Source organism: Streptomyces sp. NPDC054932 (assembly GCF_053610205.1).
In genome coordinates, this window is the sequence record NZ_JBSGXU010000045.1 from 17,524 (window position 1) to 37,867 (window position 20,344).

The following is a 20,344-nucleotide window of genomic DNA, read 5'->3' on the forward strand; positions in this document are numbered from 1 at the left end:
AGGGAGCCGGAATGGTGGCAGTGACCCCGGAAACGGGGCCGGACACGGCCCCCGGGACAGACGGGACGGACGGGACAGGCATGACTGCTGACCTGGGCGCGCAGCTCGCGGCGGCATTCGACGCGGCCGTGGCGGCCGACGAGCGCGTGGAGCCGCGCGACTGGATGCCCGACGAGTACCGCGCCTCCCTGGTGCGCCAGATGGCCCAGCACGCCCATTCCGAGATCATCGGCATGCAGCCCGAGGCCAACTGGATCACCCGTGCGCCCTCGCTGCGCCGCAAGGCGATCCTGATGGCCAAGGTCCAGGACGAGGCCGGCCACGGGCTGTACCTCTACAGCGCGGCCGAGACCCTCGGCACCAGCCGCGACGAGCTGCTCGACAAGCTCCACTCGGGCAAGCAGAAGTACTCCTCGATCTTCAACTACCCCACCCTGACCTGGGCGGACGTCGGCGCGATCGGCTGGCTCGTGGACGGCGCGGCGATCACCAACCAGGTGCCGATCTGCCGCTGCTCCTACGGGCCCTACGCGCGCGCCATGGTCCGCATCTGCAAGGAGGAGTCCTTCCACCAGCGCCAGGGGTACGAGCTGCTCCTCGCCCTCTCGCAGGGCACCGAGGCCCAGCACGCGATGGCCCAGGACGCGGTCGACCGCTGGTGGTGGCCGTCGCTGATGATGTTCGGCCCGCCGGACGACGAATCGGCCCACTCGGCGCAGTCGATGGCCTGGCGCATCAAGCGGCACTCGAACGACGAGCTGCGCCAGCGGTTCGTCGACATCGCCGTCCCGCAGGCCGAGTCCCTCGGCCTGACCCTGCCCGACCCCGACCTGAAGTGGAACGAGGAGCGGGGTCACCACGACTTCGGCGCCATCGACTGGTCGGAGTTCTGGAACGTGCTCAAGGGCAACGGCCCCTGCAACGAGCAGCGGATCGGCCAGCGGCGCAGGGCCCACGAGGAAGGCACCTGGGTGCGCGACGCAGCCGCGGCGTACGCACGGAAGCAGACGGCACAGCAGGTGGCACAGCAGGCGGCGAAGCCCGCCGCACAGAACGAGGAGGCACGGGTATGACGCAGAACTGGCCCCTGTGGGAGGTGTTCGTGCGCTCGCGCCGCGGTCTCTCGCACACGCACGCGGGAAGCCTGCACGCCCCCGACGCGGAGATGGCCCTGCGCAACGCCCGCGACCTCTACACCCGGCGCGGCGAGGGCATCTCGATCTGGGTGGTGCCCTCCACGGAGATCACGGCCTCCTCGCCGGACGAGCGCGACCCCTTCTTCGCGCCGTCCGCCGACAAGCCGTACCGGCACCCGACCTTCTACGACATCCCGGAGGGGGTGAGCCACCTGTGACCAGCACCGACACCACGCGCCTCACCGGCGCCGGCGCCGCGGCGGCACTCGCGCTCGGCGACGACGCGCTGATCCTCTCCCACCGCCTCGGCGAGTGGGCCGGGCACGCCCCCGTCCTGGAGGAGGAGGTCGCCCTCGCCAACATCGCCCTCGACCTGCTCGGCCAGGCCCGGATCCTGCTGTCCATGGTCGGCGACGAGGACGAGCTGGCGTACCTGCGCGAGGAGCGGTCCTTCCGCAACCTCCAGCTGGTCGAGCAGCCGAACGGCGACTTCGCCCACACCATCGCCCGCCAGCTGTACTTCTCCTTCTACCAGCACGAGGTCTACGGGGAGCTCGCGGCCGGGGACGGCCCGTTCGCACCCCTGGCGGCCAAGGCCGTCAAGGAGACCGCCTACCACCGCGACCACGCCGAGCAGTGGACACTGCGGCTCGGTGACGGCACCGAGGAGAGCCGCAGCCGCATGCGGGCCGCCCTCGACGCCCTGTGGAAGTTCACCGGCGAGATGTTCCAGCCGGTGGACGGTCTCGACGGTCTGGACTGGACCGCCTTGGAGGAGCGCTGGCTGGCCGCGCTGACCGGCGTACTGGAGCAGGCCGGTCTCGACCTGCCGCAGGGGCCGCGCACCGGCGCCTGGGCGGCCGGCGCCGGACGGCAGGGCCTGCACACCGAGTCCTTCGGCCGGATGCTCGCAGAGATGCAGCACCTGCACCGCAGCCACCCGGGGGCCTCATGGTGACGACCGACGCCGGTATGACCCGCCTGGAGGCCGAGCTGGCCGAGCTGGCCGGCGCCGTCCCGGACCCGGAGCTGCCCGTGCTCACCCTCGGCGAGCTCGGCGTGGTGCGCGGGGTGCGGATGCACGAGGACGGCCATGCCGAGGTGACCCTCACCCCCACCTACACCGGCTGCCCTGCCATCGAGGCCATGTCCGCCGACATCGAGCGGGCCCTGACCGGCCACGGCATACCCGAGGTGCGGGTGACCACGGTGCTGGCCCCCGCCTGGTCGACCGACGACATCAGCGCCGAGGGCCGCCGCAAGCTGGCCGAGTTCGGCATCGCCCCGCCCCGCCCGCACTCGGCGGGCGGGCCGGTCCCGCTGACCCTGTCGGTCCGCTGCCCGCACTGCGGATCGACCGACACCGAACTGCTCAGCCGCTTCTCCTCCACCGCGTGCAAGGCTCTGCGCCGCTGCATCTCCTGCCGCGAACCGTTCGACCACTTCAAGGAGCTGTAGATGGCCGCCCCCCGCCACGGCGCGTTTCACCCGCTGACGGTGGCGGCAGTCGACCGGCTCACCGACGACTCGGTGGCCCTGACCCTGCGCGTTCCCGAGGAGCTGCGCGAGGACTACCGGCACGCCCCGGGCCAGCACCTGACGCTGCGACGTGCCGCCCCCGAGGGCGGCGCGGAGGTCCGCCGCACCTACTCGATCTGCTCGCCCGCTCCGGCGCCGGACGGCGCGGGCCCGGCGCAGCTGCGGGTCGGGGTGCGGCTGGTGGAGGGCGGCGAGTTCTCCACCTTCGCCCACAAGGAGATCGCCGCCGGGGACGTCCTGGACGTCATGGTCCCGGCCGGCCGTTTCGTGCTGGAGCCCGGCGCCGCCCCGGCCTCGGGGCACTATGCGGCGATCGTGGGCGGCAGCGGGATCACGCCGGTGCTGTCGATCGCCGCGAGCCTGCTGGCCGCCCGGCCGGACGCCCGTTTCTGCCTCGTGCGCAGCGACCGTACGGCGGCGTCGACGATGTTCCTGGAGGAGGTCGCCGACCTCAAGGACCGGTATCCGGCGCGGTTCCAGCTGGTGACGGTCCTCTCCCGGGAGGAGCAGGAGTCCGGGCTGCCCTCCGGGCGGCTGGACGAGGAGCGGCTGGCGGCCCTGCTGCCCGCGCTGCTGCCCGTGGCGGAGGTGACCGGCTGGTTCCTGTGCGGGCCGTACGGCCTGGTGCAGGGCGCGGAGCGGGCCCTGGGCTCCCTCGGGGTCCTGCGGACCCGGGTGCACGAGGAGATCTTCCACGTCGAGGACACCGCCCCGGCGGCCCGCGCCTCGGCTTCGGCGACTGCCGCGCACGGGCGGGTCACCGCGCGGCTCGACGGCCGCTCGGGCACCTGGCCGGTCCAGGACGGGGAGTCGCTGCTGGACGCGGTGCTCCGCAACCGCGCGGACGCCCCGTACGCCTGCAAGGGCGGGGTCTGCGGCACCTGCCGGGCGTTCGTGGTGTCGGGCGAGGTCCGGATGGACCGGAACTTCGCGCTGGAGGCCGAGGAGACGGACGCCGGGTTCGTGCTGGCCTGCCAGTCGCACCCGGTGACGGAGGAAGTGGAGATCGACTTCGACCGCTGAGCGGACGACGTCCGGTCAGGCCCCTGTCCCACGACAGGGGCCTGTCCATTTTCAAGAACCTGTTCTATCTTGACGCACCGTCAGACGCGAACCCGGGAGGACAGGCAGTGGACTTCACCTTCACCGAGGAGCAGCAGGCCGCCGTCGAGGCGGCCAGGGCCGTCTTCGCGGATGTCGCGGCCGACGGCGTGCCCAGCCCCGCGCTGACCCCTGGGGCGGTCGCCGACGACTTCGACCGTCCGCTGTGGGCCAGGCTCGCCGGGTCGGACCTGCTGAGCCTGGTCCTCGCCGAGGAACACGGGGGAGCGGGCCTGGACGCGATCGCCCTGTGCCTGGTGCTCCGCGAGGCCTCCAGGGTGCTGGCGCGGGTCCCGCTGCTGGAGCACTGCGCCACCGCCATGGCCGTGCAGGCGCACGGCAGCCCCGAGCTGGCCGCCGCCCTGCTGCCCGGCGCGGGTCGCGGCACGCTCGTGCTCACCGTCGCCGCCCACGGCCGTTCCGGTCACGACCCGGCCGAGCTCGCCGTCATCGCCCGCCGCGACGGCGAGGCCTGGATCCTGGAGGGCACGCAGACCGCCGTCCCCTGGGCGCACAGCGCGGACTGGATCGCCGTACCCGCCCACACCGGCGAGGGCGAGGCCGTTCTCGCGCTCGTCCCGCGCGGCGCCGAGGGACTCGCCCTGGCCGAGCAGGTCTCCACCAGCGGGGAGCGGCTCGCCGAGCTCGCCCTCGACGGCGTACGGGTGGACGCGGCCCACCTCATCGAGACCCCGGGGGCCTGGGAGCGGCTGCGCCAGCTCCTCGCCACCGGGACCTGCGCGCTGGCGCTCGGACTCGGTGAGAACGTCCTGAGCATGACCAGTGAGTACACCGGCAAGCGCGAGCAGTTCGGCTTCCCGGTGGCCACCTTCCAGGCGGTCGCCGTCCAGGCCGCCGACCGGTACATCGACCTGCGGGCCATGGAGGTCACCCTGTGGCAGGCCGCCTGGCGGCTCGATGCCGCGACCGGCGGCGCCGGCGGTCCGCTGCCGAGCTCCGGTGATGTGGCCGTCGCGAAGATCTGGGCCTCGGAGGGTGTGCGCCGGGTCGTGCAGACCGCCCAGCACCTGCACGGCGGCTTCGGCGCCGACACCGACTACCCGCTGCACCGCTACCACGCCTGGGCCAAGCAGCTGGAGCTGCAGCTCGGTCCGGCCGCCGCGTACGAGGAGGCCCTGGGCGACCTGCTGGCCGCCCACCCCCTCGCCTGAGCCCCGGTCCCAGCTCCGGCTCCGGTCCCCGCTCCGGCTCCGGCTCCGGCTCTAGAGCACGAAGGCCGGGTTCCCGTTGTCCGTCACCATCGGGCGCCCGGCGCCGTCCCAGGCCTGCATCCCGCCGTCGACGTTCACGGCGTCGATCTCCTGGCGCACCAGGTACTGGGTGACCTGCGCGGAACGCCCGCCGACCCGGCACATCACGTACACCCGGCGGCCGTCGTCCACGGCTTCGGTCAGCTCGCCGAAGCGGGCCACGAAGTCGCTCATCGGGATGTGCAGGGCCCCCTCGACATGACCGGCCGCCCATTCGTCGTCCTCACGGACGTCGAGGACAAAGCCTTCGGAGGGCACCGCGGCAGCGTCCACCGAGGGAAGCGGTCCGAAGTTCATAGCTGTCGCCTTCTCTCTTCACGAATCTGCTGCCAACCTATCCGACCACCCGGTACGGGCGGAGCGGGCTCACTCGGCGGCGAGCGCAGCCGCCAGCTCCGCCTCGCGCTCGGAGACCTGCGCGAGCAGCTGCTCCGCGATCTCCTCCAGCAGGCGGTCGGGGTCCTCGGGCGCCATCCTCAGCATCGACCCGATCGCGCTGTCCTCCAGCTCCTTGGCGACGAGCGAGAGCAGCTCCTTGCGGCGCGCCAGCCACTCCAGCCGGGCGTACAGCTCCTCGCTCTCGCCCGGCCCCGACGCCTCGGGCGCGGGTCCGGCCGCCCACTCCTCGGCCAGCTCGCGCAGCAGCAGCTCGTCGCCGCGCCCGTAGGCCGCATTGACCCGCGAGATGAACGCGTCGCGGCGCTCCCGCTCGGCCTCCTCCTGGGCGAGGTCGGGGTGGGCCTGACGCACCAGCTCACGGTAGAGGCGGCGCACCTCCTCGGAGGGCCGCACCCGCTCCGGCGGCCGCACGGGCCGGTCGGTCAGCATCGCGGAAGCGTCGTCGGAGATCCCGTCCGAGCTCAGCCAGTCGTGGAACAGCTCGTCCACCCCGGGCATCGGCATGACCAGCGAGCGCGCTTCCTTCGCCCGCCGCAGGTCCTCGGGGTCGCCGCTGCGGGACGCCTTCGCCTCGGCGATCAGCGCGTCCAGTTCGTCGAGCCGCGTGTACATGGGGCCGAGCTTCTGGTGGTGCAGGCGGGAGAAGTTCTCCACCTCCACCCGGAAGGTCTCCACCGCGATCTCGAACTCGATCAGCGCCTGCTCGGCGGCCCGCACGGCCCGCTCCAGGCGCGCCTCGGGGCGCTCCTCGCCGGTGACGGAGGAGTCGCCGGAATCACCGGGGACTGTCTGCTCAGGCTGCTCGGTCTGCTCGCTCACCCGGCCAGCCTACGGCCCGCCCGCGCGGGCGATGTTTCACGTGAAACATCGCCCGCCGCGACACGGCCCGCCGACCCGCCCGCCGGACCGGTCAAACCCCGTGCCGGACTCCCGTCCGACCTGGCCGGACGCGGCTCAGACCCCGGTCTCCGCCGCGATCCGGCCGGCCCGCACCGCCGCCACCAGGTCGGCGTGATCGGCCTCGGTGCGGTCGGCGTAGGCCACGGCGAAGGCCGCCATCGCCTCGTCCAGCTCGTCGTTCTTCCCGCAGTAGCCGGCCAGCAGGCGCGGATCGACGCTGTGCGCGTGCGCCCGGGCCAGCAGGGCGCCGGTCATCCGCCCGTAGTCGTCGATCTGGTCCACGGCCAGCGCCGCCGGGTCCACGCTGCCCTTGCGGTTGCGGAACTGCCGCACCTGGAAGGGACGGCCCTCGACCGTGGTCCAGCCGAGCATGATGTCGGAGACCACCTGCATCCGCTTCTGCCCGGCCACCACGCGGCGCCCCTCGTGTTCCTCCGGCGCCGAGGTGAAGCCCAGCCCGGGCAGGTGCGGCAGCAGCACCGAGGGCCGCGCCTCCTTGACCTGGAGCACCAGCGGTTCGCCCCGGTGGTCCAGCAGCAGGACCACGTACGAGCGGGTGCCGACGCTCCCGGTGCCCACCACGCGGAAGGCCACGTCCTGGATCGCGTACCGGGCCAGCAGCGGCAGCCGGTCGCCCTGGAGCGTCTGGAGGTAGGGGCCGAGCGAGGCCGCCACGGCCGCCGCCTCCTCGTCCCCGACGCGGCGCAGCACGGGGAGCGCGTCGACGAAGCGGCGTCCGCCGTCGGGCCCTATCTGCGTCGACTTGGCGGCGAACCGGGCCGAGGTGTTGTTGCGGGCCTTCTCGGAGACCCGCTCCAGCGTGCCCAGCAGATCGCGGGCGTCGGCGTGCGAGACGAGCTCCTCGTCCGCGATGGCGTTCCACGCGTCGATGGCGGGCAGCTTCGACAGGAGCCGCATGGTGCGCCGGTAGGCGCCCACCGCGTCCAGGGCGGCCGCCCGGCAGGTGTCCTCGTCCGCGCCGGCCACCCGGCCGGCCAGCACCAGCGAGGCGGCCAGCCGCTTCACGTCCCACTCCCACGGGCCGAACACGGTCTCGTCGAAGTCGTTGAGGTCGATGACGAGCCGCCCGCGCTCGTCCCCGTACAGACCGAAGTTCGCCGCGTGCGCGTCGCCGCAGATCTGCGCGCCGACCCCGGTCACCGGGCCGCCGGACAGGTCGTGGGCCATCAGCCCGGCCGCCCCGCGCAGGAACGCGAACGGGTTCGCGGCCATCCGGCCCACCCTTATCGGAGTCAGCTCGGCGACCCGCCCGGCGTTGGACTCCTCCACCGCGCGCACGGCGTCCGGCCGCCCGGCCGGCGCCACGAAGGCGGCATGCGCCGCCCTCGGCAGGCGGGCGCGCAGCGCCTTGCCCGCCTCCTTCGGAGAGTCGGCCGCCACCCTCGGCGCGAACCCCGCCACGTCCGGAATCCGCTGACCCGCTACCGCCGCCATCGACGCCGCCCCCACCCGTTCACTTCATTGATCGCTTCCCGAACGGGCTGACCGTATCTACAGCCCGGCGTCCCTGGCCAGCAGCGCGGCCTGTACGCGGTTCTCGCAGCCCAGCTTCGCCAGGATGCGGCTGACGTACGTCTTCACGGTCGCCTCGCTCATGTGCAGCCGCCGGCCCGCGTCCGCGTTGGACAGCCCCTCACCGAGCAGCGCCAGCACACCGCGTTCCCGGTCGCTGAGCTCCGCCACCTGACGCCGGGCCACCTCACCGCGCACGGCGGCCTTCCCGGACGCCAGCTGGTCCACCACGTGCCGGGTCGCCCCCGGCGAGAGGTAGGCGTCCCCGGCCGACGCCGCCCGGACCGCCCCGATCAGCTCGCCCGGGGCCGAGTCCTTCAGCAGGAACCCCGCACCGCCCTCGCCCAGCGCCCGCAGCACGTTCTCCTTCTCCCCGAAGGTGGTCAGGATCAGCGCCCGCACCTCCGGCACGGCCCGGCGCAGTTCTCCCAGCGCGGTCAGCCCGTCCATCACCGGCATCTGGATGTCCAGCAGCACCACGTCGGGTGCGTGCGAGCGCGCCAGTTCCACTGCCTCCCTGCCATTGGCCGCCTCCGCGACGACCTCGATGTCCGGCGCCGAGGTCAGGATCATCCTGATCCCGGCCCGGATCAGTGGCTCGTCATCGGCGATCACCACTCTGATCACTTCGGCTGTCACCCCGCGCTCCTACTGCTTGACCTCGTACTCCTGCTTCTCCACGAGCTTGCCGTCCTGGAAGCAGAACCGGAAGATCCGGTCCGTTCCCAGGGCGCTCGGCTGGTTCTCGGCCAGCAGGGCCAGACAGTCCGAGCCCGCCGGCCTCGGCGGCCCCTTGCGGGCGGCCCCGGCGGTCATGAAGTTCTCCCCGGTCGGCAGCCGGTCGCGGACGGACTGCTCCGACTGGCCCACGTGCACGGCGTCGAACTCGTCCCGGTCGATCATCGCGTCACTCGCCGAGTCCAGCATCAGCACCACTCCGGCGCCGAACACGATCACCAGCAGCACCACCGCCGCGAAGGCGATCCCGCAGCCCACCGCGACACCACCGGAGCGGCTGGGCACGCGCACGGCCAGCTCCCGGTCCACCGCCGCCCAGTCCATCGGCTGCTCGCCGCCGGGCCCCGGCAGCGGACCGCGCGTGTACGCGTGCGCCTGCTGCCCGAAGTCGTCGGCCACGTCCACCACGCCCGCCGGCTCCGCCCCGTACGGCAGGACGCCGGCCACCCGGAACCCGCCGCCCTCGGCGGGACCCGCGTGCACCATCCCGCCCACCAGCCGGGCCCGCTCGCGCAGCCCCGTCAGGCCCTGCCCGCCCGAGACCACCTCGTCGGGCGCCGGGCCGGGCGTCGGCCCGTTGGCGATCTCCACCACCAGCGAGTCGTCCTCGAACCGCAGCTCCACGGCGATCGACGCCCCCGGAGCGTGCTTGTACGCGTTCGTCAGGGCCTCCTGCACGATCCGGTAGGCGGCGTGGTCGCACGCCGCGACCAGCGGCCTCGGCCGACCCGACGTGGTCAGCCGTACGTCGGTGCCCGAGCCCCGCGCCGCCTCCACGACCCCCGCGATTCCGGCCACCCCGCGCGCCGCGGGCTGGGCCTCCTCCACGGGAGCGGGCGCCTCCACCCCGTCGCGCAGGATGCCGACGACCTCGCGCAGCTCGTGCATCGCGGCCACCGAGGCCTGTCGCAGCACCCCCACCGCCTCGCGCTGACGGTCCGTGAGCTGCGGATCCACCTCCAGCGCCCCGGTGTGCACGGAGATCAGGGCCAGCTGGTGACCCAGGCTGTCGTGCATGTCCTGGGCGATGCGCTGACGCTCGCGCAGCCTCGCCTGCCCGGCGACCATGGCCCGCTCGCGCAGCAGTTGACCGTTGCGCTCCTGGAGCGCGCGCAGCAGCGTGCGGCGCTGCGACCAGTACCGGCTGGCCAGACCCGGCATCACGGTCGTCGCCAGGAACATCAGCGTGGAGAACACGATCACCAGCAGCGGTTGCATCTGTGACCACTGGTCCACCACGCCGCAGCCGATCGCCACCACGAAGGCCAGCGTGAAGGCGGCCAGGGCCCGGCCGACCCCGACGATCCGCCGCCCGGCCGACCAGCCCAGGAGGGGCAGGACGAAGAAGGCCCCGGGCAGGAAGGTGACCACGCCCGAGGCGACCACCAGCGTGCTCCCCGGCAGTCTGCGGCGCATCAGCGTCAACACCACCACGGCCACGGCGCCGAGCAGCATGCGCCGCCCGGAGGCGTTGCTGACCTCCTCGACGCCCAGGCCGAGTATGGCCAGTACGCCGCCGAGTGCCAGGTCCCCGGCCAGCATCCGCCGGGTCCAGGGCTCCGGGCCCTTCAGCCAGTCCCAGCCGGCACGCGTCTTCGCCTTCGCATCCACGCGCCCGACCCTATGCACCCGCGCCAAGTGCCGGCCGCCCTCTTTCGTCGCGTCCCCTTCAACGAAAGTCGGAGGACCGGCGGACCCGCCCCGTCGCCCCATCGCCTCATCCCCGGCACTACCTCGTGCGAGCGAGTGCAGACCGGGAAGATCGCTCCGGTGAGCGATGTGGTGCCCCGTGCCCCGCGGGCAATCTGTGATCACGCCGAACACCGGAAGTCCCGGGCGGCGGTCAGGAGGACTGTCATGAAGCGTCGTCTCGCCTTCGTACTCGCCACCACCATCGTCCTGGGCGCCGGCGCCGTGGGAGCCGGCTGGGCCGTGGGCGAGGTCGTCAGCCTGACGGCCGGCCCGTGGCCGTGCGGCGAGTCCGGTGTGCTCACCGGCTCGGACCGGCTGACCGCCGACCCCGTCGAGGACCCCGCCGAATTCCTGCGCCAGGCCAAGGGCCTGTCCACCGAGATCAAGGAGCTCGCGGACAACACCAAGGACCCCGAGGTGAAGGCCGGTCTGGAGAAGACCTCCGAGGACTACGACCGCATGATCAACCGCTTCGACGGCGAGGGCCTGAAGCTGTCGGACGTGCCGGCCCTGACCGCGGACATGATCCGCCTCGACCGTGACTCGGAGGCCCTGGACGACGCCTGCAACGGGTGAACGCGAGCCGAACGAACGGCCCTTCCCGCCAGTAGATCTTGCGCGACCTCCTGTCTTCGATCACGCTTCTCCCCAGCTCAGCCCGCCAGGAGGCCCTGACCGTGTCCCAGATCCAGCAGCCGCCGACGGCATGGCACCGCACCCTGTACCGGGCCGCCGCCGACAACCCGTACCTGCTCGACACCCTGCTGGCGCTGACCGCCGCGACCGTGTCGGTGCGACTCCTGCTCGCCAGCCGGCAGCCCGACGGGAGCGCCTGGCCGTGGTGGATGTACCTGCTGGCCACGGCCACCGCCCTGCCGCTGCCGTGGCGCCGCCGGTACCCCGTGACCTGCATGGTGCTGGTGTGGGTGGCGCTCGCCCCGTACAGCCACCTCGCCCACGCGATCCAGCCGCAATTCCAGTTCGCCGCGCTCATCGCCCTCTACACGGCCGCCGCCTACAGCCCGCCCCGGACCCGGGCCGTGATCGGCGCGGCGACCGTCGTCATCGTCCTGCTCGGCACGAACTCCCTGGGCGGGGCCTTCGGTTCGATCCTGACCTTCGGCTGCGCACTGATGCTCGGCTCCCTGGTGTGGACCCAGCGCCGGCTCAACGAGCAGCTGGTGCGGCGCGCGGAGCAGCTGGAGCGTGCGCAGGCGGCCGAGGCCGAGAAGGCCGCCGCGCAGGAACGGACCCGGATCGCCCGCGAGATGCACGACGTACTGACGCACTCGGTCAGCCTGATGGTGGTGCAGGCCGAGGCGGGCCCCGTCGTGGTGCACAGCTCCCCGGAGAAGGCCGAGGAGGTCTTCGACTCCATCGCGGAGGCGGGCCGGGGCACCCTGGTGCAGCTGCGCGGGCTCCTCGGGGTGCTCCGGGACGAGGACGGCACCGCGGAACGGGCCCCGCAGCCCGGCCTCGCGGACCTGCCCGAACTGGTGGCGGGCGTCCGGCGGGCCGGGATCGACGTCTCGGTCCAGGACACCGGCGAGGCGGTGACGCTGCCGGTGGTCGTGGACTCGGCGGCGTACCGGATCGTCCAGGAGGCGCTGACCAACGTGCTCAAGCACTCCACCGCACGCTCCGTACGGGTACGGCTGGAACGCGAACCGGACTGCGTACGGCTGGAGATCACCGACGATGGAAGTGAACACCGGGGCGCTATAGGGTCTGCCGTCAAGAGCGGCCGGGGACTCGTGGGCATCCGCGAGCGGGCCGCGGCCTGCGGGGGCAGCGCCGAGACGGGCCGTGGACCCGGTGGGCGGGGCTTCCGCGTGGCGGCCCTGCTGCCGCTGGGCTGATCCGGTCCGCCGGACGTCCCGGAAACGCCGCAGACCCGCAATGCCGCAACGCCGCAACGCCGCAAGGGAGATGTGACGTGCCGATTCGTGTCGTGGTGGCCGACGACCAGGACCTGGTCCGGGGCGGCTTCGCGATGATCCTGGGGGCCCAGCCGGACATCGAGGTGGTGGCCGAGGCCGCCAACGGTGCGGAGGCCGTCGCCGCCGTCCGCGAGCACCGCCCCGACCTGGCGCTCCTCGACGTGCGTATGCCGGTGATGGACGGCCTGGACGCGGCCCGCATCGTCTGCCGGGAGAGCGACTGCAAGGTCATCATGCTGACCACCTTCGACCTGGACGAGTACGTGCACGCCGCGCTCCAGGCCGGGGTCAGCGGCTTCCTGCTCAAGGACGTGCGCAGGGACGAACTGGTCAACGCGGTGCGGGTGGTGATGGCCGGTGACGCGCTGCTGGCCCCTTCGATCACCCGCCGGCTGATCGCCGACTACGCCCGTACGGGAGCCCGTACCACCCCGCCCGCCGCCGGGGAATCCGCGGAGCACCGGCCCGGAGCACCGGCCTGCGACCCCGGGGAGCACCCCCTGCTGGCGCAGCTCACCGCCCGCGAGGAGGAGACCCTGCGCCTGATCGCGCAGGGCATGTCCAATGCGGAGATCGCCGCCTCGCTGGTGGTCAGCGAGCACACGGTGAAGACCCACGTCCGCAACCTGCTGGCCAAGCTCCAGCTGCGCGACCGCATCCACGCGGTGGTCTTCGCCTACGAGTCCGGGCTGGTCGCCCCCGGCTGACGGCCGTCCCGCGGGGCGCCCCTCCACCCCGGGCGCGGCCCCGCCCCACCGGATCGAAGTGCAGTCTCCGGCCGTTGCAAGTTGCTGTCGCCGCCAGTTGTGGCGGCCCGGTCGGCGGATCGCCAGGATCGAGGGAGTCGGCGCGCAGCTGCGTGCCGCCCTTTCCCCGCGCTTCTGGTCGCACCTCTTCGATTTGTTCTGGGGCGGAATCTTGTCTCACTCGGAATTCTTTCCGGATTTCATTGTTCGGCATGCCCGGAACCAACCGGAGCGGCCGGCGGCGGTCTTCGCCCGCCACGGTCTGCCGGACGAACGGCTCACCTACGCCGAACTGGACACGGCGGCGCGCCGCGTGGCCGTCCGGCTCACCGGCCTGGGCGTGCTCCCGGGCAGCCGGGTACTGCTCCTGCTGCCCACCGGCCTCGACTTCGTGAAGGCCTTCCTCGGCTGCATGTACGCGGGGGCCGTACCGGTACCGGCCCCGCAGCCCGGCGGACAGCGCCACCACCTCGCACGCACCGCGGGCATCGCCAGGGACGCCGGGGTCACGGCGGTCCTCACCGACGGCGCCGACCTCGATGAGATCACCGCGTGGCTGCGCGAGGACGGTCTCGACGGGGTGGTCTGCGAGACGGTCGCCACCACCGAGGCCGCGGGCGACGCAGCCGCGTGGTCGCGTCCGGTCCACACGGACGGCGACGCGGGCGGCGAGGCGGGCGGCGAGGCGCTCGCCTTCCTCCAGTACACCTCGGGCTCGACCAGCGAGCCCAAGGGCGTGATGGTCAGCCACCGCAACCTGCTGCACAACATCGACCTGATCAGGACCCGGCTGCGGATCGACTCCTCGGACTCGGTCTGCTCCTGGCTGCCCATGTACCACGACATGGGGCTCATCGGACTGCTGCTGATGCCGCTGCGCCTGGGCCTCACCACGACGCTGATGTCCGCCGTGGACTTCCTCAAGCGGCCGTTCATGTGGCTGGAGGTCGTCGCCCGGCAGCAGGTCACCATCACCTCGGCGCCGAGCTTCGCCTACGACCTGTGCGCGCGCCGGCTGACCGACGAGCAGGTGGCCGGGCTGGACCTGTCGCGCTGGCGGGTCGCCTGCAACGGCGCCGAGCCCATCGACCCGGCCGTCCTCGACCGGTTCGCGAAGCGGTTCGCCCCGTCCGGCTTCCGCTCCGAGTTCTTCCTGCCCTGCTACGGCATGGCCGAGACCACCTTGTTCATCTCCGGCCGGGAGCCGCAGGACGAGCCGCTCGTGCTGAGTGTCGACGCGGCCGCGCTGGAGCGCGACGCGCTGGTCCCCGTCGCTCCCGACCGGCCCGGATCCCCGCTGGTCAGCTGTGGAACGGTGTCCGACCTGGAGGCCCGGATCGTCGATCCGAAGACCGCCGAGGCGCTCCCCGACGGCCTGGTCGGTGAGATCTGGGTGCGCGGCGGCAGCGTCGCCCGCGGCTACTGGGCCAAGGAGGAGCAGACCCGGGAGACCTTCCGGGCGCGCATCGCGGGCTCTTCCGAGGAGGACGGGGCGGGCTTCCTGCGCACCGGCGACCTCGGGGCCTTCCTGGACGGCGAGCTGTACGTGACCGGCCGCCTGAAGGAAATGATGATCGTCAACGGCCGGAACCTGTACCCGCAGGACATCGAGCGCGACGTGCGCACCGTCCACCCCTCGCTGGCCTCCCTCGCCACCGCCGTCTTCTCGGTCCCGGCGCCGCAGGAGCAGCTCGTCATCGTGCAGGAGGTGCGCCCGGCCGGTCTCGACGGCGTCACCCCGGCCGAACTCGCCGCCTCGATCCGGTCGCTGATCGGCGAGCGGCTCGGCGCGCGCGTCTCCAATGTGGTGCTGGTGCGCCCGGGCCGCGTGGAGAAGACCACCAGCGGCAAGATCCGCCGCGGGCTGATGCGCGAGCGGTTCATGCGCAGCGGCATCGAGGTGCTCCACGAGGTCCTGGACCCGGCCGTGCGCGACGCCTTCCGCGCCGCCGCCCTCCCGGACGGAGCCGTGGCATGAGCGCCGGACCGTACCGCGGCGCCGCGGTCATCGCCGGGCCGGCGCCGGCCGACGACGCCGGCGGGCCGGGGCCCGCTCCGGCGCCGGTCCACCCGCCGCACGCGCTGGCCCGGCAGTTCGACCGGCTGCTGGGCGACCCGGCCGATCCGGCCGCGGTGTTCTCGTACGAGCGGTGCGCGGCCCTCGACGAGCGCGAGGAGTTCCCGGCCGACATCTGCCGGCTGCTGGACTCCCTGGACCTGCCGTCCTACTACGTGCCGGTGGAGCACGGCGGACGGCTGCGCAGCTACGAGGACGTCCTGCAGCTCATCCGCGTCGTGGCCCGCCGCGACCTGACCGTCGCCATCGGCCACGGCAAGACCTTCCTGGGCGCGGTGTGCGTCTGGGTGGCGGGCTCGGCCGAACAGGCCCGCGCGCTCGGCCGGGAGATCTCCGGCGGGGCGATCGTCTCCTGGGGCCTGACCGAGCGCGAACACGGCAGCGACCTGCTGGCGGGCGAACTGACGGCCACGCCCACCGAGAACGGATTCACCGTCCACGGCGAGAAGTGGCTGATCAACAATGCCACCCGGGGACGGCTCATCTCGCTGCTCGCCCGCACCGACGCGGACGGCGGGGCGCGCGGACTGAGCCTGCTCCTGGTCGACAAGGAGGCGATCGGCCCGGACGCCTACCGCTGCCTGCCCGCCGCCCGTACGCACGGCATCCGCGGCGCGGACATCAGCGGGATCGCCCTGACCGGCGCCCACCTGCCGCGTACCGCGCTGATCGGCGAGGAGGGCACGGGACTGGAGACGGTGCTCGGCAGCCTGCAGCTGACCCGCACGCTGTGCGCGGCGCTGTCGCTGGGCGCCGCCGACCACGCCCTGCGCCTCGGCTTGGAGTTCGCATTGGAGCACCGTCTCTACGGCAGCCTGCTGATCGACCTGCCGCAGACCCGGCGGGTCCTGGGCGAGTCGTACGCGGACCTGCTGGTCGCGGAGGCCACCGCGCTGGTGGCGAGCCGGTCCATCCACGCGGTCACCGGTGAGATGAGCGTGATCTCGGCGGCCGCGAAGTTCGCCGTGCCGACCGGGATGGAGCAGCTGATCGGACGGCTGGGGCAGCTGCTGGGCGCCCGCGCCTTCCTGACGGACGGATACCGGCAGGGGCAGTTCCAGAAGCTGGAGCGCGACCACCGCATCGTCAGCATTTTCGACGGGAACACGCTGGTGAACCTCAACATGCTCGTCAACCAGTTCACCCTGCTGGCGCGCGGCTACCGCGACGGCCGGGTGGACGAGGCCGGGCTGGCGGCCGCGGTGACCCTCTCCGATCCGCTGCCCGCCTTCGACCGGGACGGGCTCGCCCTGCTGTCCCGGCACGGCTGCAGCGTGGTGCAGAGCATCCCGGCGGCCACCGACGAGCTGCTGCTGCTCGCCGCGGACGGGGTGCTGCCGGTCTCGCTCGGCGTGCTGGCCGGGCGCCTGCGCGCCGCCGCCGACGAGATCCACGAGCAGATGGCCGACCACCGGCCGACCGCCCGCACCGTGCCCGCCGAGGCCTTCGCCGTGGCCAAGCGGTACACGCTGCTGTTCGAGGCGGCCTGCTGCATACAGCTGTGGCTGCGCAACCGGCCGCAGGAACGGGGGGTCCCCGGCACGGTCTGGGAGCACCCGGACTGGCTGGAGGCCTGCCTGGTCCGGCTCACCGAGCAGCTCGGGCCCACGGGTGAAGAGGACTTCACGGCCTACGACCGGCTGATCGCGCGGCTGACCGAGCAGCACCGCGACGGCCTCGCGCCGTCGCTGCTGCACGGCGGCGACGGCGACGGCGACGGCGACAACGGGAGCAGCAGCGGCAGTGGCGACGGCGAGGAGGGGCGATGAGCACCGCACTGGAGCGCGTGGCCGAGCTGGAGGCCCTGTTCGGCGACCCGTACGACACCGCCAACCCCCTCGGCCACGAGGCGGTACTGGCCTCGGACGAGCGCCTCGAGATCCTCGCCGAGGGCGAGCGGATGCTCGACGCGTTCTGCCTCAACGCCGAGTTCGTGCCCCGGGCGCTGGGCGGACGGCTGGTCCAGGCGGACGGCATGGTGCAGGTCCTGCGCAGCGTCTTCCGCCGCGACGGCACGCTGGGCCTGGGCTACGGGGTCACCAACTACATCGCCGCGGCCCCCGTCTGGGCATCGGGCAGCGCCGCGCAGCAGCTGTGGATGGCCGACCTGCTGCTGGCGGGCGGCAAGGTCGCGGCCGGCTACAACGAGCTGGCGCACGGCAACGACTTCACCCGCGTCGAGCTGACCGCCTCGGGCGAGGGCCTGGCCGGGGACGGCACCGGCCCGCTGGTGCTCGACGGCGGCAAGCAGGTCGTCAACAACCTCGCCCGCGCCGACGCCGTGGTCTTCCTCGCCCGGACCTCGGACGCTCCGGGCCCGCGCAGTCACTCCCACGTGATGGTCGACATGCGCGGGCTGTCCGACGACTCCCGCACCCACCTGCCGCGCTTCGGCACGGCCGGGGTACGGGGCTGCAGGATCGGCGGCGTGCAGTTCGACGGGTGCGAGGTCGCGCAGGACAGCATCACCGGCATCGTCGGCGATGCCGGAGGGGCCATGGAGACCGTCCTCAAGGCCTTCCAGACCACGCGGGGCGTGCTGCCGGGCATCGCGATCGGCGGGGCGGACACCCAGTTGCGCGTCGTCCTGCGCTTCGCGCTGGAGCGCCGGCTCTACGGGATGCCGATCGCCGAGCTGCCGTACACCCGGGCCACGCTGGTGGGCGCCTACCTGGATCTGCTGGCGGGCGACTGCCTGGCCCTGACGGCGGCTCGGGCGCTGCACGTGCTGCCGGGCCAGACCAGCGTGTACACGGCCGCCGCGAAGTTCCTGGTGCCCAAGCTGATCCAGGAGGTCAGCCACAGCCTGGCCACGCTGCTCGGCGCGCGGTCGTACCTGCGGGACGGGCCGTACGGCATCTTCCAGAAGAACCTGCGCGACCTGCCCGCGGCGACCTTCGGGCACGCCAACAGCACGGTCTGCCTGGCGACGATCATCCCCCAGCTGGCGCAGCTGGCCGGGCGCAGCTGGGGCGGTACGCAGCCCGCGGCACCCGAGCTGTTCCGCTTCGGCGGGGATCTGCCGGACCTTGACTTCGGCCGGCTCGCGATGAACGCCCGGGGAGTCGACGGTCTCAGCGGGGAACTGCTGGACGCGGCCGCCGAGTTCGCCGGTGACCCGCTGCTCGGGCCGCTGTGCACGGCGTTCACGGACGAGCTGGCCGAGCTGCGCCGGCTGTGTGCCGGGCTGCGGCCCAGGGACCGGACGGTGACGGCGGGCCCCGGCTCCTTCGCGCTGGCCGAGCGGTACACGGCCGTCCTGGCCGCCGCCTCCTGCCTGGGCCACTGGCGGCACGGCGTACGGCCCGGGGCCGCGGTGGACGGGCCGCCGGCCTGGCTGCTCGGTGCGCTGCACCGGCTGGCGGGGCGGCTGGGCCGCTCGGGCGGGCCGCTCGCGGCCGGTGTCGAGGACCGGGTGTGGGCCGAGCTGCTCGCGCGGTTCGAGGACCGGCGCAGCTTCGACACGGCTGCCGTCCCCATGGCCGGCTGACCCGGGCCGCCGCCGCTGAGCCCTGCTCCAGACCGACCCGGCCGACCCGGCCGACCGGACGACCTCGGCCTGACCCGCCACGCCCACCGATATCCCTTTCATCCACATTTGCTCATATTTGGAGTTCACTCATGTCCCACCCCAACGCCACCACCACCGGCCCGCAGGAGATCCAGGACTGGCTCGTCGAGCGCGTCGCGTTCTACCTGGAGCGCCCCGCCGACGAGATCGACACCGCCGGGCGGCTCGTCGAGATCGGTCTCGACTCCGTCTACGCCCTGACCCTGTGCGGCGACGTCGAGGACCGCTTCGGCCTGCTCGTCGAGCCGACCCTGGCCTGGGACCACCCCACCGTCGACGCGCTCACCGCCCATCTCGCCGAAGAACTGGCCAAGCGGTGAGCGAGCTCCGCGAACTCCCGCTCTCCGCAGGCCAGGAGGCGATGTGGTTCCTGCACCGGCTCGCCCCCGACAGCGACGCCTACAACGTGCTCGTCGCCGTCCGGGTCCGCACCGCACTGGACGAGTCCGCCCTGCGCCGGGCCGTCGCCGCGCTGGCCCGCCGGCACGAGCCGCTGCACTGCGTCTTCGCCGAGCGGGGCGGCCGCGCCCATGGCGTGCCGCGCCCGGACGGCTCCGTACCGCTCGACGTGCACGACGTCGGAGAGGTCACGGACACCCGGCTGGAGGAGCTGGCGCGGACCGCCGGGGCGGCGCCCTTCCGCCTCGCGCGGGAGTGGCCGTTCCGTGTGACGCTGCTGCGCCGCACCCCGGACGACGCCGCCCTCGTGCTGTCCGCGCACCACATCGTCACCGACGCCACCAGCCAGTGGCTGATGCTGCGCGACCTGCTCGACGCCTACGCCGGGACGCCGCGCGCCGCGCTGCGCACCACCTACGCCGACCAGGTCGAGGCCGAGCTGGAGCTCGCGGACAGCCCGTCGCGGGAACGGGCCGAACAGCACTGGCACCGGACCCAGTCGGGCGCCGCCGCGGCCGCCCTCACCCCCGACCACCCCCGTCCGGACGCGCCGGTGCTGCGCGGGGCCTCATACACGCGGGCACTGTCCAGCGAGCGTGCGCGCCGGCTGAACGCCACGGCGGCACGCACCGGGGTCACGCCCTTCGGACTGCTGCTGGGCACCTTCCAGGCCGCCGTGCACCGGGCCACCGCGCTGGACGACTTCGTCATCGGCTGCCCCGCCTCCACACGGGTCGGCGGCAGCACGGCCGAACTCGTCGGTTACCTGGTCAACTCCATCCCCCTGCGGGCCCGGTTCACCCCGCGGACCACGGTCGGCGAGGCCGTCCGGGCCGCCCACGAGGGGCTCCTCGGCGGCCTGCGGCACCTGCGCCACCCGGTGCGCACCCCGCAGTTCAGGCTCGCGGCCACCCTGGTGGCCGTCGACCGGCTGCCCGTGCCCGGCCTGGTCTCCCCGGCCGGGACCGAGTACGCGGGCCTGCGCCTGTCGCTGATGGACCTCCCCCACATGGAGGGCCAGTTCGACCTGAACCTCGAACTGCGCGGCGGAGCGGAGGAGATCACCATCGTCTTCCGCTACGCCAGCGACCTGTACGACCCGGCCACCGTCGAGCGGTTCGCCGACAGCTACCTGCGGATGATCGACACCGCCCTCGACGCCCCGGACACCGCCGTGTCCGACGTGGCCATCGTCGACGGCTCCCAGCTCTCGGAGCTGCTGAGCCTGGGCGCCGGAGACGACTGGTGACCCCGTTCCCGGCACCCACCGAAGCCCCCACGACCCCTCCTGCCCTTCTCCCC

Annotated in this window: 19 protein-coding genes; 14 read left to right on the forward strand and 5 right to left on the reverse strand. The window is 73.2% G+C overall.

All coding sequences use genetic code 11. The features are described 5' to 3' along the window. The first annotated feature begins 11 nt into the window (after positions 1-11). The 6 genes from paaA (at position 12) to ACWGE1_RS15345 (ending at position 4,948) form a co-directional block, all read left to right on the forward strand. The gene (gene paaA, locus ACWGE1_RS15320; RefSeq protein ID WP_453420981.1) at positions 12-1,073 is read left to right on the forward strand and encodes a 1,2-phenylacetyl-CoA epoxidase subunit PaaA; all 1,062 of its coding nucleotides are present in this window, start codon (positions 12-14) and stop codon (positions 1,071-1,073) included. Then, a complete protein-coding gene (gene paaB, locus ACWGE1_RS15325; RefSeq protein ID WP_030009045.1) occupies positions 1,070-1,354 on the forward strand; it encodes a 1,2-phenylacetyl-CoA epoxidase subunit PaaB in 285 nt (94 codons plus the stop codon). Before paaA ends, paaB begins: the two co-directional genes overlap by 4 nt. Further along, positions 1,351-2,094 (forward strand): 1,2-phenylacetyl-CoA epoxidase subunit PaaC, encoded by a 744-nt coding sequence (gene paaC, locus ACWGE1_RS15330; protein WP_453420982.1) that lies wholly within the window; start codon positions 1,351-1,353, stop codon positions 2,092-2,094. Before paaB ends, paaC begins: the two co-directional genes overlap by 4 nt. Further along, a complete protein-coding gene (gene paaD, locus ACWGE1_RS15335) occupies positions 2,088-2,594 on the forward strand; it encodes a 1,2-phenylacetyl-CoA epoxidase subunit PaaD (protein WP_453420983.1) in 507 nt (168 codons plus the stop codon). Before paaC ends, paaD begins: the two co-directional genes overlap by 7 nt. Next, a complete protein-coding gene (locus tag ACWGE1_RS15340) occupies positions 2,595-3,698 on the forward strand; it encodes a 2Fe-2S iron-sulfur cluster-binding protein (RefSeq protein WP_453420984.1) in 1,104 nt (367 codons plus the stop codon). A gap of 107 nt (positions 3,699-3,805) precedes the next feature. Next, entirely contained in the window at positions 3,806-4,948 is a 1,143-nt protein-coding gene (locus tag ACWGE1_RS15345) for an acyl-CoA dehydrogenase family protein (RefSeq protein WP_453420985.1), read from the forward strand. A gap of 51 nt (positions 4,949-4,999) precedes the next feature. Here the strand turns inward: ACWGE1_RS15345 and ACWGE1_RS15350 are convergent, their stop codons facing one another. The 5 genes from ACWGE1_RS15350 to ACWGE1_RS15370 all read right to left on the reverse strand — a co-directional run bounded on the left by ACWGE1_RS15350 (position 5,000) and on the right by ACWGE1_RS15370 (position 10,228). Next, positions 5,000-5,344, reverse strand: a complete 345-nt coding sequence (locus ACWGE1_RS15350; protein ID WP_327263469.1) for a rhodanese-like domain-containing protein — start codon at positions 5,342-5,344, stop codon at positions 5,000-5,002. Between the two features lie 69 nt (positions 5,345-5,413). After that, on the reverse strand, positions 5,414-6,175 hold the full coding sequence (locus ACWGE1_RS15355) for a hypothetical protein (RefSeq protein ID WP_453421004.1): 762 nt from the start codon (positions 6,173-6,175) through the stop codon (positions 5,414-5,416). Positions 6,176-6,400: 225 nt separating this feature from the next. Further along, positions 6,401-7,801, reverse strand: coding sequence for a DUF2252 domain-containing protein (locus ACWGE1_RS15360; RefSeq protein WP_453420986.1), 1,401 nt, complete (start codon positions 7,799-7,801; stop codon positions 6,401-6,403). A 57-nt stretch (positions 7,802-7,858) separates the two neighbouring features. After that, positions 7,859-8,518, reverse strand: coding sequence for a response regulator (locus ACWGE1_RS15365; protein ID WP_453420987.1), 660 nt, complete (start codon positions 8,516-8,518; stop codon positions 7,859-7,861). A 9-nt stretch (positions 8,519-8,527) separates the two neighbouring features. Further along, the gene (locus ACWGE1_RS15370) at positions 8,528-10,228 is read right to left on the reverse strand and encodes a histidine kinase (protein ID WP_453420988.1); all 1,701 of its coding nucleotides are present in this window, start codon (positions 10,226-10,228) and stop codon (positions 8,528-8,530) included. A 246-nt stretch (positions 10,229-10,474) separates the two neighbouring features. On the opposite strand from ACWGE1_RS15370, the gene ACWGE1_RS15375 reads away from it, so the two are divergent. The 8 genes from ACWGE1_RS15375 (at position 10,475) to ACWGE1_RS15410 (ending at position 20,291) form a co-directional block, all read left to right on the forward strand. Continuing rightward, the gene (locus ACWGE1_RS15375; protein WP_453420989.1) at positions 10,475-10,885 is read left to right on the forward strand and encodes a hypothetical protein; all 411 of its coding nucleotides are present in this window, start codon (positions 10,475-10,477) and stop codon (positions 10,883-10,885) included. A 101-nt stretch (positions 10,886-10,986) separates the two neighbouring features. Continuing rightward, a complete protein-coding gene (locus tag ACWGE1_RS15380; protein ID WP_453420990.1) occupies positions 10,987-12,168 on the forward strand; it encodes a sensor histidine kinase in 1,182 nt (393 codons plus the stop codon). 77 nt (positions 12,169-12,245) lie between these two features. Continuing rightward, a complete protein-coding gene (locus tag ACWGE1_RS15385) occupies positions 12,246-12,956 on the forward strand; it encodes a response regulator (RefSeq protein WP_453420991.1) in 711 nt (236 codons plus the stop codon). Between the two features lie 211 nt (positions 12,957-13,167). Beyond that, positions 13,168-14,973 carry a fatty acyl-AMP ligase gene (locus tag ACWGE1_RS15390; RefSeq protein WP_453420992.1) on the forward strand — a complete coding sequence of 602 codons (1,806 nt, stop codon included), beginning with the start codon at positions 13,168-13,170 and terminating at the stop codon, positions 14,971-14,973. Further along, positions 14,970-16,841, forward strand: coding sequence for an acyl-CoA dehydrogenase family protein (locus ACWGE1_RS15395; protein ID WP_453420993.1), 1,872 nt, complete (start codon positions 14,970-14,972; stop codon positions 16,839-16,841). Before ACWGE1_RS15390 ends, ACWGE1_RS15395 begins: the two co-directional genes overlap by 4 nt. Continuing rightward, a complete protein-coding gene (locus tag ACWGE1_RS15400) occupies positions 16,838-18,562 on the forward strand; it encodes an acyl-CoA dehydrogenase family protein (RefSeq protein WP_453420994.1) in 1,725 nt (574 codons plus the stop codon). Before ACWGE1_RS15395 ends, ACWGE1_RS15400 begins: the two co-directional genes overlap by 4 nt. Before the next feature lie 131 nt (positions 18,563-18,693). After that, positions 18,694-18,963, forward strand: coding sequence for an acyl carrier protein (locus ACWGE1_RS15405; RefSeq protein ID WP_453420995.1), 270 nt, complete (start codon positions 18,694-18,696; stop codon positions 18,961-18,963). After that, positions 18,960-20,291, forward strand: a complete 1,332-nt coding sequence (locus ACWGE1_RS15410) for a condensation domain-containing protein (protein ID WP_453420996.1) — start codon at positions 18,960-18,962, stop codon at positions 20,289-20,291. The genes ACWGE1_RS15405 and ACWGE1_RS15410 overlap by 4 nt, the downstream gene beginning before the upstream one ends. The last annotated feature ends 53 nt before the right edge of the window (positions 20,292-20,344 follow it).